Origin of the sequence: Paenibacillus sp. YAF4_2, assembly GCF_052113225.1 — a bacterium.
Lineage (GTDB): Bacteria > Bacillota > Bacilli > Paenibacillales > Paenibacillaceae > Pristimantibacillus.
The window spans coordinates 133846-146781 of sequence record NZ_JBFRCT010000012.1 but is presented as its reverse complement, the minus strand read 5'-3'; the positions used below and the strand labels follow the sequence as shown (position 1 = coordinate 146781).

The window sequence follows — 12936 nt, the reverse complement described above, 5'->3', positions numbered from 1 at the left end:
TCTATTAAGCCAGTTCTGTCCTCCAATAACGCAATAAATCCTCCAGCGACTGCTCAAAAGAAATTTCAGGCTTCCATCCGGTTTGCTTATGAAACTTGGAGTAATCGCCAACCAGTACCTTTACATCAGATGGTCTAAGTCTGGATTTGTCTTCTTCAATCGTAATGGTCGCCGTACTATATCCAAGCAGTGTCTGCAGCACTTCACGAATCTCGTGGCATTGACCAGATGCGATATTATAAATCTCCCCAGCCTCACAATATTGAAGCGCCATGCGATAGGCTCTGACTACATCTCTGACATCTGTAAAGTCTCGCTGAGCATCCAAATTACCCACATAGAGAACGGGCGGCTTTAACCCCATTTCGATTTCCACAATTTGCTTAGCAAAATTAGAAGTTACGAACTGCTCTCCTCTTCTTGGTCCTGTATGGTTGAAGGTTCGGGTCCGGATAATATGCTGGCCGAAGGTTTTGTAATATTGATAGCCCAAATAGTTTTGAGCAATTTTGCTCACCGCATAAGGGCTTATCGGACGCAGCGGATTTGTCTCCTTAACTGGTACTTCATCCTCTTCTACTTGCCCGTATTCTTCACTCGAGCAGGCAATCAGTACTTTCGAGGATAAACCCAGCTTTCTAACCGCTTCCAGCAGATGGATCTGTCCTAATATATTATTGATCATCGTCTCTGCCGGAGAATCCCAGGATACAGGTACAAAGCTTTGAGCGGCTAAATGATAGATAAAATCCGGCCGAACCTCTATCATCATTTGTTCTACCGCCTGCGGATCTCTTAACTCGCACTCATACAGGTGTATATCCGGCAGCAGATGGCGAATATGTTGCAGCGAACTATGATTCCGAATCGTACCCGCCACTTCAATCTGCTGCTCAAGCAAATGTTCTGCAAGATGACTGCCTACAAAGCCGTTTATTCCTGTAATTAGTGCTTTCATGTTTGCCTGCCTTCTTGATCCGTATCGAGGGCGGCAATGGCATTCTTAACACTTTGTTCATCTGATTTGCGGCAAATAAGCAAGCCTTCCGCTGTCGATACGATAATTAAATCCTCAATGCCAATCGTGACAATACGCTGCTGTTCTGTATAGATAATACTGTTGCGCGTAGCGAATGGATGAACTTGACCAAGAATCAAATTTCCGTCTCCATCTGTGCTGAAGATTCGTTCCAATGAAGTCCATGTGCCAACATCATCCCAAATGAATTCAATCGGAATGGTATACAACCGATCCAGCTTTTCTACCAAGGCATAATCAATAGAGAGCTTCGGCAGCTTTGAATACGAATATCGGAATTCCTCATCCTTAAGCTCAAAGATTGACCACATCTGCGGTTGAAACTTCATCATATAGGAAGCGATTGTTGAAGGCTTCCATATAAATATACCGCTGTTCCAATACATATTTGGCAGCTCGATTAGTTTCTCCGCTTTTTCTTTTGTTGGTTTCTCAATAAAAGCTTTTACCGCTTTCACGCGTTCCCCGTATTTACTAGCATATTCATCGCTTTCTATCGTTTCTATATAGCCATACCCTGTTTCTGCACGTGTTGGGACGATGCCAAGCGTAACTACGACTCCGTCCGTCTTGGCTGCATGTTCCGCTGCCCTCAGTGCTTCCATTAATTCCTCTGTCTCTGGAATATATTGATCAGAAGGAGCTGTAACTAGTACATCATCCCGCTCCAGACGTAGGAAAAAGCTGGCTGTTAGCGCAATACACGGGGCCGTATCTCTTTGATCTGGTTCTATTATAATACGATTGTCTGCGAGCTCAGGAAGCTGTTCCTTTACGATCGGCAAATAATTCTCACTTACGGCAACATAAACATTCTCTTCAGGCAAGCAGGTACGGAAACGCGCGTAGGTCTGCTGAAGCATGGTCGCCTCTTCAGAGGCTAATGTTAGAAACTGCTTTGGCTTCGTTACTGTGCTTCTGGGCCAGAAGCGCGTCCCTTTTCCACCCGCCATTATGACTGCAATCATCGTAGTTCACCTCGAAACGGTAAATCTCCTTCTATTGAATATTCTCGCGTATTCAAGCCGGAGCTCCTTTCATAACCGGTGCCGGATTGGTAAGTTACATATCTATAACCTATGCTTTAATAGAGTAATTCTAATGGACGAATAGCCAAACCCTACATAAATAAGGCATTTGACGCCGCCCAACTATAGGATTGAAAAGCAAATCTCAAAAATAGGCGTTTGTTCACGGCATATACCGTCTTCTCTATGAATCTCTCAACATAAGATGTGATATATCAATTGAAAGGAGAGGATTAAATATGGGAGAAACAGGTTTGACAGGTCTTACCGGCCTGACAGGTCTTACTGGCCCTACCGGCCCTACGGGTCCAACTGGCCCTACAGGTGCTACAGGTTTGACAGGTCTGACAGGTCCTGCTGGTCCAGGAGCTGCAGTTTATGGTACTAACGGAGGCGTATTTCCACTTGGTGCTATCGGTATTATTGGAACAGTAATTCCGCCAGTAGAGATTCTTGCTACACCCGTAACCATTACTTCGGCTGCTGCCAACAAAGTAAAAGTTGACGCTGTTGTTGATGTATTGCTTGCAGGCACGATTCTTGGTGTATTGCTCAACCCTACGATTACAGTTGACTTGCTTCGTGACGGCGTTGTTGTCGCATCGGTTACAAGCACAACTTTCGCGACTGTAGCATTGACAGCTGTTCTTGATCTCGAGGTAGTTATACCAATCACTTACTTCGATACTCTTACAGTAGGTACTCATGAATACACGATTGAAGTAGCCGTTAACTCGATTTCTATTGCCATCACAGGCGCTACTGCTTCGGTTCAATACTCCTCGCTTGCAGCTTCTGTCGGTGTCTAACTAACCCAAACAGCCTTACCCTTTGCAAAAAGGGGAAGGCTGTTCCTCCTACATATCTGCTATTCTGTAATCGGTGCTTCACCCTTCACGATCGCATTCGCCATATGGCCGAAATCGATTGCAACCTTCCCTGTCAGCCTTGCCAGTTCTTCTGTAATGAGCACGGCAGCAATTCCCGCTGAGACAAGGGCAATTTCAAAGTCATAATGCCTTGCTAGTTCAACGATCCTCACAGCATCCCGTGCGCCATTTACAGGTGTTATCATTCCTGCAATAGCTATACCACTGCCAGCAAGCACAGCGGAAAGCGGTTCTGCCATATTCCCAATAACCAGAACACGCCTGTTTCGTAAAATACGCATTAAGTATCCGGCTTGGCATAAGCCATAATTAACAAGAGAATCGGTCCATTGCCGATTCGCAAATGGAATGCTGTAAGCCCGAAAGACAGGCGAAACAAGCGGCTGATAATTGGGCATTCTAGTTCTCGGAATCCCAACAATATCAGCGCCTAATACAGCCTCAGCCAAGCGGTTTCTAATGTCCAGATCCGGCACCTTCACACCGGCATATTCAAGAAATTTCCCTTCACGCCTTACTGTCTCTACCGGCATGACGATCTCTTGAGCTAATGTAAGCAGCTCTCCATCCCCTAATCGAACAAGGGATAGAGGCTGCTGTTCATCAAGTGCATGGATGATCCGATCTCCAACCTGCTCCACGGTTAACAACGGAAGTGAATGTTCCCGATACATGCTTATACCAGCGGCAATGATTTGTTCCACCGTTACTTCTGGAAGCATCTGATCCGGGGGAAGCATCTGATCAATAATCGCCTCCCCGCCTGCATATTTCCCCTCTTGATAACCTTTTGCGAAGCCTGCCTGGAAACCCTTATCATGGCTGGTATCCAGCTGCAACTGATCCGTCTCGACTACCTTTACGAGATCCGGAGTAACGGGGACTGCTTCAATTGGAATCACGGGAGCCTTTAACAGAGGTTCGCTTTTTTTAATTCGGCGCTTTCTTGTACGCCGTTTTTTCGGCTTCCGTAGTCTGCCGGCTATTTGCCGCTTACGAGACGTCCGTATTCGCATGATGTTCCCCCTTGATGTCCTCTCCTGCTAATTCGACGGGATCTGCTCCCCATTTGTCTATGAACAATTGCCGGTTTCGTGCCAGAAGCGTCTCGAGTTCTTCCTGATCATACTGCTTAAAGGATGCGCTCCCATGATGGTAGACGAATACATCCTTAGCCATAACAACCTCATATCCAGCATGCCAGACCCGCAGGCAATAATCATCATCTTCAAAATGTCCCGGGGAGAACCGTTCATCGAGCATGCCGATCCGCTTAAACATCTCTCGGGAGAACAACATGCAAAAACCGATAATCCGGTTCACTGATTCCCATTTCATATCCTGCTCTTTACGCAGCCTTGCAGCAAATTCGTCATATCGGCCTTCCATCTTAATCTGCTGTTTGCCACTAGCATAATTCGTCATAGGTCCAATAATCCCGATATGAGGATCAGCTTTATACGTCCTATGCATTCTTGTTAGCCATTCCGGGGTAACAAGAACATCATTATTTAACAACAGTAACCATTCCCCTCGTGCCAGCCTTAACCCCCAATTACAGGCGGTTGGAAATCCCGTATTGAGTGGCAGGGAGATGGTTATAATACGCTGCTGCTTTAAGAAATCGAGTGTCCCATCGGTTGAACCATTATCAATCACAATAAGCTCATAATCTTCCTGCGTATGCTTCCGAATAGATTCGACCGTTCGACGGAGAAGAGAAAGTGAATTATAGGTGGGGATGATTATACTTGTCAGCACCTGCTACACGATCCCTTCTACGCAAATAATCGACATACTTCAGTCGAGGGTTCCCCTCCTGCATCGCCCAGCCAAGCGCTTCCAGATGATCGCCCATTATCAGCTTAGAGATTGGATTACTAATGCCAATATTCTCTCTCCTATGCCGATTTGTCCGGAAGACATTCACACTGCCGCCTGTACCTACACGTAGTCCCTTCTTTAAAGCAATCGCTTGAGCTTTAGGCGGAACGGCCAGATTGGCGAAGCCAATCGTCTCAATTGCTCTTCGGGTCAAGGCATGAGGAACGGCTGTCATTGAGTTCATGAATAGATCATGACGATGATTCGAACGATTTAGGAAATCCTTCAGAATCGTCACTTCATCCCAATCCGAGAACTTGCCTACATAACGAGAGAGATCATTCAGGGCAACATCTACACCACGATTTGCTGCGATAACAAAGGAAACAAGCTGATCCGCTGATACCGGTATATCCGCATCTACAAAGAGCACAATATCTGCGGTTGTTACTTTTGCCCCAATAGCTCTTCCCACATCATGACCAAGCGCTTCGTTGAAATGGAGAATAATTGCTTTTTCACTTGATCTTGCCATCTGAAAACTCGAATCCGTTGAGCCGTTCACAACAACGATAATTTCATGAAGCGGCATCCGTTCCAGCTCCTGAATGGCCGAAGTAATGGATTGCTCCTCATTCATCGCCATCACGACTGCTGCAACCTTCTTATTAGAAGGAAGCAGTACCCAATCTGGCTTCCAATCATCAGGCTTTGTTGAAAAATAACCATCTATGAAAGCTTTCATCGACGCAAGATACTTATTTCCTGAACCTATTTTTTTGCTATCTCTCACCCACAGTTGTTGAACATGCTGCTGTAGATCCTCCCCGTCTGCCAGTGGAAAGTCACGCGCAGCTCTTCTTCCATACGTCCAGGCCATCGTAATGTCAGAATGCTTAGCTCCCTGAATCGACTGGGATCTCTTGGCACCCTGCCTCGATGAGCGCTTGCGCCTCGGACTGGTTACCCTTTTTGTTTTGGTTACTTTCTTGTTCCTCGCGAGGCTTCTCACAGCTTACACCTCGTTATCCATAATGTAGTCATTCTATGATTACGAGCCACTAGGTTTATTACATCTACTTCTGACATTGTATGTACGGACAATAGGTTCGTAACGGCTTATGTACGGCAACCCGCGTCATAAATGTGTTTTTCACCTTGCACGTTTGTCCCTGACCTCTCTTAACATTCTCACATAAAATATTTCAATTCTTGTGCTTCTATAACGATAGATGGGGAGTTGACATATGGATTGGAAGTTTTATAGGCCTGCGTTCGTTGCGGACAAAGCACCGGAAATGCCTGCGGGGATGATGACAGAAGGTGCATGGTCGGGCCATCGCCGCTTCGCTTATGACCTTGTTCGATTTGCCAAACCCAAAGTAATGGTAGAGCTCGGAACCTTGTACGGAACCTCATTCTTCAGTTTTTGTCAGGCGATTCAAGACGGCGAATTATCAACAGCATGTTTTGCAGTCGATACGTGGCAGGGCGATCCTCACACCGGCATGTATGGTCAAATAAATGATGGAATCTATTCCGCTATCCACTCTTTTAAGAGCAGAGAATTCCCGAATACGGGAACGTTGCTGCGTAAAACCTTCGATGAAGCACTCCCGCTCTTCCCTAACCAAACGATCGATATCTTGCATATCGACGGCTATCATGCTTACGAGTCGGTGCTCCACGATTATACGAGCTGGCTGCCCAAGCTTGCGCCAAACGGGATTGTATTGTTCCATGATACATCGGTAAAAGTGATGAATTTTGGTGTTCATATTTTATGGGATCAGCTTAGTGCCATTTATCCGAGCATGCGTTTCCAGCACTCGAATGGCTTAGGTGTACTTTTCCCGAAAGGCGTAACGGCGGAATTCCAGGATGTTCTCGCCCAGCAGCACAAGCTCATACTCCGTTATTCAAGAGGGTAAACAATGACATATACCATACCAACCGAGAAGAAGAAGACGATAGATTGGGTGAATAGCCTCTCGCTGTCAGAAGACGTATATAACGACATTTATAAAGTGATCTATCCTGCACAGAGCATTACTTTACCAGCACCAAAAAGCGTGGACCCACATCGATGGGTGGCAGCCTGCCACTACGATGAAGCGTTTGTCGTCTGTATTCCGGAAGGCCGTCTAATGACAAGTCATTGTTATGTGGTTACTCCAGACAACATAAGGCTCTCTGATCTGGAGCTTACGGATCCCGGTTACGAGAAGATGACTTTGCCGGAACCCGAGTATTATAGGGAAACGGTCGCTTCGTTATTTTGGGGTTGGAATTTCCCGAATCCGGTCAGTCATGGGACACATACGGTGTTCGGACATTGGTTCTTTGATATTCTGCCGCGTATCCATCTGCTGGAGAACAGCGGTATTGCCATTGATAAATACGTGCTCCCTAAATTAACCTATGCCTTTCAATTCGAATCGTTGAAGCTGCTGGGCATTCCGCTTCGCAAGGTCATTCAAGTAGATAAAACGGATTTCCATCTGACCGCGAAGAAGCTTATCGTAGCTGCAGTACCTTTAATCATCGGCAAATGTCCCCCATGGGCCTCTTATTATATCGCCGAAAAGATGAAATACAGCAGAAAGATACACAAACAAAAAGGTTATGAACGGATATATATTACCCGTGAGGATGCTTCTGCACGCTATGTGGTTAATGAAGATGAAGTCCTTCGTTATTTGAAAACGAAGGGTTTCAGGAAAATTGTGCTTACCCCGATGTCCACGGAGGAAAAAATCGAAGTCTTCTCCTCCGCCAAAGTGATTGTCGCCCCATTCGGGAGCGGCAGCATCAATGTTGCCTTTTGTGAACCAGGCGCATCCTTAATCGAGCTTTCACCCGTATCTTTCGTTGACAACTATTTCTGGAAACTATGCTGTCACGCCGGGATGGATTATTACGAGCTATTATGCAAAGTCGAACCCAAAGCTCATGTTGGTGCTGACAACATTATTGTTGATCTTGGGAAGCTGGATCATTACATGCGGCTTAATGGCATTATTGATGCCAATTGAGACCCTAAGTATAAATACAGGAGGATACAGAATGAATATCCTGATTTGGTCTAATCAATTCTCAATTGGCGGCGGGATGAGACTGCTATTTAACTTGACGGCAGCTATTGCCCGCCAGCCAGGGGTGGAACGCGTTAGACTGGTCGTCGCTCCAAATTCACAGCTGCGGAATTATGTGGAGCTCCAAAAGATCGGTAATATTGAGATTTGCTACAATATCTTTCCTATCAACCATCCTGAGTGCAGCCACTTGCTTGCGAATATGAACGTGGTCTACTTTTTCTGGCCGCATACCGAGCAATTTCAAGCGATTGACCGGCCAACCGTCTGCACCTTTCATGACACAACGATCTTTGACTTTGTCCCACCTTTCATGAAAGGCGATGAGTTATCCTTTCACTGGAGATTGTCTAAGAAATGGATCGATCATACTTCATCGGTCGTCGTATCGTCACAGCATGTCAAAAACAGGCTGATTGCTCATTTCGGCAATCGTTCAGAGCTTGCTTATGTGATTCCGCATGCGATAACTCCCATCGCTAACACCTATAGTCGGAAGGTCTCTCCAGAACTTGCATCGCGAATTCCATCCGACTATATCATCTATCCGTCGAACACTTCACCACATAAAAACCACAATAATCTATTAATGGGCTTCGCAAAGTCAAAGGCCAAAAGAAAATACCCGTTAGTCTTAACCGGGTACTTGACGGACAAAATGCGTATTCCATTCCCTGACAGCACTTCAGAGGTTAACTGGATCCCTACGCTCGTATCTACCATGAAACGGACGGGGCTTAGGCTGGACCGGCAAGTGTATCCTTTAGGTTTTGTTGGCGATCACGACATCCCGGCATTGATTAAAAATGCAAAAGCACTTATTATGCCGAGTCTATCAGAAGGCGGAGGAAGCTATCCGGTTGAAGAAGCATTACGACTAGGTACGCCGGTGCTCTGTTCGGATATTCCCGTCATGCGGGAACATCTGTCCAGACACAGCGCCAAAATTGCTTGGTTCGATCCGCATAACCCGGACTCCATTGCTGATGCTCTTGATCGTTTAATTGATGACTATGACAGCTATAAATTCTCCGCCCTCCATGGGGTCCATGATGCTACACAAACTTGGGACGATATCGCCAAACAATATATCGAAGTATTCCGTATCACCTTCTGGCGCTACTACGGCAAGATTCTGTACTAATTGTTAGCTGATACGTCCAATAATAGCAGCGTAATCAGCAGCAACATCCGCCCAGCTCCTTTGCAGAAGACCGCCGGAAGCGGCCTTCTGCTGAGGAACAACCGACTTCCCTTCCATATACAATCTGGCGATTGCATCAGACATCTCGATCGGATTCAGCGGATCAAACGTTGCAAAGCTGCTCATATCCGGAATAACCTCCTGAACGACTGACAGCCGTCCAAAGGAGACTGGCGTATCCATGAGCAGTGATTCTACTATCGGGAATGGGCAGCTGCCTTCGAACAAGGTAGGAACAACGACACCATGTGCATATTTGTACAAGGACGGCAAATCCGCTGATGGGATACGTCCCATAAAGATGATGGATGACCGTATTTGAGGATCTCCAATGACGTTTAGCGCAGCCGTTATTTCCTGCTGCCTAGGACGATTATTCAAATCATCGGTGAATACAAGCTTTAATCCGGATGCTCTGCCGAGATCAGTCAGACGGAACCGGTGGAAGGCATCAATTAAGCGCTCATGATTTTTATGAAGACGAATTACTGAAGGAAAGGTAAGGTACGGGCCAAACAGATTATACCTGGATCGGAATTCGAGTTCCGTCCTGCTTCCGAAGGACGTATATTCCTCATGAGGTGCAGCAAAACGGACCACTTCCGTCTGATGAACGGGAAGGCTAAGGAACGACAAACCTTCGTGATTGCGGATATATTCAGAATCAAATACAACAATTGCTGCATTCTTCGTAATCTTTTCCGCCAAGGAATGGATGTATTGATAATGGTCCATATCTTTCGCATACAGATCCGGGAAATGCAAGTACACCAGATCATGCAGACAAACGATGTAAGGCCTTTGCAAATATTGGGCAAGACCCATTCCGACATACGGTACGATCCACACATCAGCAGGAACAGTCTGATTAATGGTCTCCATGCTGTCCGAATGGTAGAGGCGAATACGGTCGGAATATACCGCTCTCAGGCCAGCGAAAATCGTTTCTGTCTCCCGATAATTGGCTTCCGTCGTAGCGACATGCAGCGTATAGCTATTCTCCAGCGCTAAGAGTCCTTCAGTCAATCGAACGATAAATCGGCCAATCCCTTCCCCATCCATGGCGATTTGTGAACCGAAGCACAGGAAGATACCGATATTTTTATTGCCATTTTTTCCTCCTGCAGCCGTCCTTGGCATTGGCATGTTTGCTGCCCGAAGTAAGCTTTGTACTTCCTCCGTTACTAATAATCTTGCGAGCAATCCATGTCTTGGCATACCTTGATTAACAGCCATGAGCTCATGATTTACTCTTGCTGCATCCGGCTCCCGATATAGCAGCTGTGCATAAATACCATGAATATAATCAAGGGTATGAGCGGGATACAAAGATTGAATGATGAAGGCTGCCGTATTCCGGTCTCCGGAAGGCTGCCTCATAAAGATTTGTTCTGCTTCGCTGCTTTGAACCAAGGAAGCCGCTATGGTTACTCTTGGCATACCGGATTCAAGCCTCCGTCTATGATCATAAAAACCATTGGCATCCGGCTCACGCTGCAAGATTTGACGATACATCTCCCAGATGAAGTCTTCGTTATCCAGTCTGAATATAAAATGGAACCACTCGATAATACGGCTTCCTTCCAGCAGACTACCCCGTACTCTTGTGTTATTTGCTCGTAAGCGTGCTATATCCTCCGCAGGTATAGTCACGACGTGAGGTTCTGATGTCTGGTTTTCTAAGGCCGATCCCGACTTTTTCTTCCTTCTGCCTGTTTTTTTGCCGCGCAGTCGTCTTTTCCCTTTTCTTCTTGACAGCTTTTTCGGCTTGCCACTCTTCCGCCGTTTACTTCGTGCCAGTCGGCTTCGCAGGCTGCGTTTCACCGATTTTCGTTTCTTTTTGCGCTTCATTGGCCTGGCCTCCCATCACTCTACTTCTTTAGATAGAGTATTGTCACGGTTAGAAAAAGAAACGGCATCAGCCCTAGCCCTCTAGGGATTTCAACCATATTTGCTGAATTAGACGCCTGTCTAGCCGGATTTGACGCATTTTCATACAGAATGAATATGATGTGAGTAGTGCGTAAAGGAGTCGATTGTTTTGTTTCACCATGCCTTGCCGAACAAAACTGTAATTATTGGTGCAGGCGGACACGCCAAAGTCATTGTAGATATCCTTCGCAGTGATCCCCATGTTGAATTAATTGGATGCATCGGCCGTGATCCTCACGCCAATGTCCTTGGCTTGCCTGTTATCGGCGGTGACGATATTCTCCCGGAACTGCTTGAACAAGGGATTCACCATGCTTTTGTTGCGATTGGGGACAATGCCAAACGACATGCTCTTGCACTGCATGTAGAGAATCTCGGATTTGAGCTTATTAACGCCATAAGCCCGCGTGCTTATTTGGCTTCCCATGTCACGCTTGGCAAAGGGGTCGCTGTCATGCCAGGCAGTGTTATCGAGCCGGATACCCGGATTGGCTCTTATACCATCATTAATACGGGAGCAACTGTCGATCATGACGGGAATATCGGCATGGCCTGCCATATCGCACCCGGCTGCCATTTGTCAGGAAACGTCACCGTCGGCGACGAGTCATTCCTTGGCACAGGAGTATCCGTTATTGACGGCATGCACATCGGAGAGGGCTGTATCATCGGGGCTGGAGCAACGGTCATTCGTCCGATTCCATCCTATTCACTGGCTGTAGGAGTGCCGGCAACTGTCAAACGGACTTTACTTATTAATAAGGAACGTGGAGGGAGACATAATTGATGGACAACAAATTTTATCCCGTTGCCGTTCCCGTGTTTAACGGAAATGAGAAAAAATATGTGATGGATTGTATCGATTCTACTTGGATCTCTTCTGCCGGAAAATATATTAATGCATTCGAAGATAATTTCGCCGCCTATTGCGGCACGAAATATGCCATTTCCTGCAGTAACGGAACAACCGCTCTTCATCTTGCGCTGCTGGCGTTTGGTGTAGGACCGGGTGATGAAGTAATTGTTCCGACCGTCACCTTTATCGCTACTGCGAATGCGGTCGTATACTGCGGGGCAACACCTGTCTTCATCGATTGCGAGCCGGAGACTTGGAACCTGGATCCGGAAAAGCTGGAAGGTCTCATTACGCCACGCACGAAAGGAATAATCCCCGTTCATCTCTACGGTCACCCCGCTGATATGGATGTGGTCACCAGCATCGCTCGCAAGCATGGCTTGTTTGTCCTGGAGGATGCCGCTGAAGCGCTAGGGGCGGAGTATAAAGGGAAGCGAACCGGCTCACTTGGAGATATCGCTACGTTCAGCCTCTTTGGCAACAAGATCATTACAACCGGAGAAGGCGGCATGATTACGACAGACGATGAGCAACTGGCAAGCAAGATGCGTACTCTACGCGGCCAAGGCATCGATCCCGTACGTAAATATTGGTTCCCGGTGGTAGGTTACAACTACCGTCTGACGAATCTTCAGGCCGCTGTTGGCTGCGCTCAACTGGAGATGGTAGATTGGCATGTCGGCGAACGCAAGAGAGTCGCGGCACTCTACCACAAGCATTTAAAAGATGAAGCGTCCATCACACTGCCCGTTGAGAAGCTATGGGCGAAGAACGTTTATTGGATGTTCAGTGTTCTCCTTAATGATGCCGACGAAGAACGGCGCAATCAAGTAATGGCGCAGCTGAAGGACGACGGCATTGAGACTCGGCCATTCTTTTACCCGATGCATGTTCTTCCCCCTTATCTTGGCATGCAGCCGCATGAGCAGTTCCCTGTTGCGAATCGTATCGCCGCACAAGGCTTTAACGTCCCGACCTACGGCGGGCTGACGGAGCAGGATATCGAGCATATTTGCGATCGGATTAAAGCGCGGGTACGCGGATAGTTATAGATGAAGATGAAATGAG

At 46.8% G+C, this 12936-nt stretch carries 12 protein-coding genes; 6 read left to right on the top strand and 6 right to left on the bottom strand.

Annotated features, from left to right (window positions below; all coding sequences use genetic code 11):
- Nucleotides 1-4 precede the first annotated feature (4 nt).
- Nucleotides 5-958, bottom strand: a complete 954-nt coding sequence (locus tag AB4Y93_RS24935) for a GDP-mannose 4,6-dehydratase (RefSeq protein ID WP_441896053.1) — start codon at nt 956-958, stop codon at nt 5-7.
- Entirely contained in the window at nt 955-2007 is a 1053-nt protein-coding gene (locus AB4Y93_RS24930; protein ID WP_441896051.1) for a mannose-1-phosphate guanylyltransferase, read from the bottom strand. Before AB4Y93_RS24930 ends, AB4Y93_RS24935 begins: the two co-directional genes overlap by 4 nt.
- A 299-nt stretch (nt 2008-2306) precedes the next feature.
- On the opposite strand from AB4Y93_RS24930, the gene AB4Y93_RS24925 reads away from it, so the two are divergent.
- On the top strand, nt 2307-2876 hold the full coding sequence (locus AB4Y93_RS24925; RefSeq protein ID WP_441896049.1) for a hypothetical protein: 570 nt from the start codon (nt 2307-2309) through the stop codon (nt 2874-2876).
- A gap of 59 nt (nt 2877-2935) precedes the next feature.
- On the opposite strand, the gene AB4Y93_RS24920 is transcribed toward AB4Y93_RS24925, so the two are convergent.
- The 3 genes from AB4Y93_RS24920 to AB4Y93_RS24910 are packed head-to-tail and all read right to left on the bottom strand — an operon-like array spanning nt 2936 to nt 5793.
- Entirely contained in the window at nt 2936-3973 is a 1038-nt protein-coding gene (locus tag AB4Y93_RS24920) for a GT-D fold domain-containing protein (RefSeq protein WP_441896048.1), read from the bottom strand.
- Nucleotides 3951-4718, bottom strand: coding sequence for a glycosyltransferase family 2 protein (locus tag AB4Y93_RS24915; RefSeq protein WP_441896046.1), 768 nt, complete (start codon nt 4716-4718; stop codon nt 3951-3953). The genes AB4Y93_RS24920 and AB4Y93_RS24915 overlap by 23 nt, the downstream gene beginning before the upstream one ends.
- Nucleotides 4687-5793, bottom strand: a complete 1107-nt coding sequence (locus AB4Y93_RS24910; RefSeq protein WP_441896044.1) for a glycosyltransferase family 2 protein — start codon at nt 5791-5793, stop codon at nt 4687-4689. The genes AB4Y93_RS24915 and AB4Y93_RS24910 overlap by 32 nt, the downstream gene beginning before the upstream one ends.
- 235 nt (nt 5794-6028) lie before the next feature.
- Between AB4Y93_RS24910 and AB4Y93_RS24905 the strand changes: the two genes are divergently transcribed.
- The 3 genes from AB4Y93_RS24905 to AB4Y93_RS24895 are packed head-to-tail and all read left to right on the top strand — an operon-like array spanning nt 6029 to nt 9020.
- Nucleotides 6029-6712 (top strand): class I SAM-dependent methyltransferase, encoded by a 684-nt coding sequence (locus AB4Y93_RS24905; RefSeq protein WP_441896042.1) that lies wholly within the window; start codon nt 6029-6031, stop codon nt 6710-6712.
- Nucleotides 6713-6715: 3 nt separating this feature from the next.
- Complete coding sequence (locus tag AB4Y93_RS24900) at nt 6716-7816, top strand: glycosyltransferase family 61 protein (RefSeq protein ID WP_441896040.1); 1101 nt, start codon at nt 6716-6718, stop codon at nt 7814-7816.
- A gap of 31 nt (nt 7817-7847) precedes the next feature.
- Nucleotides 7848-9020: a glycosyltransferase family 4 protein gene (locus AB4Y93_RS24895; RefSeq protein ID WP_441896038.1), complete on the top strand. Its 1173-nt coding sequence runs from the start codon at nt 7848-7850 to the stop codon at nt 9018-9020.
- Nucleotides 9021-9023: 3 nt separating this feature from the next.
- Here the strand turns inward: AB4Y93_RS24895 and AB4Y93_RS24890 are convergent, their stop codons facing one another.
- Complete coding sequence (locus AB4Y93_RS24890) at nt 9024-10931, bottom strand: DUF4214 domain-containing protein (RefSeq protein ID WP_441896036.1); 1908 nt, start codon at nt 10929-10931, stop codon at nt 9024-9026.
- Nucleotides 10932-11121: 190 nt separating this feature from the next.
- Here AB4Y93_RS24890 and AB4Y93_RS24885 point away from each other — a divergent pair, with 190 nt between their 5' ends.
- Together AB4Y93_RS24885 and AB4Y93_RS24880 are read left to right on the top strand one after the other, a co-directional pair.
- Nucleotides 11122-11799, top strand: a complete 678-nt coding sequence (locus AB4Y93_RS24885; protein WP_441896034.1) for an acetyltransferase — start codon at nt 11122-11124, stop codon at nt 11797-11799.
- On the top strand, nt 11799-12914 hold the full coding sequence (locus tag AB4Y93_RS24880; RefSeq protein ID WP_441896032.1) for a DegT/DnrJ/EryC1/StrS family aminotransferase: 1116 nt from the start codon (nt 11799-11801) through the stop codon (nt 12912-12914). Before AB4Y93_RS24885 ends, AB4Y93_RS24880 begins: the two co-directional genes overlap by 1 nt.
- Nucleotides 12915-12936 lie beyond the last annotated feature (22 nt).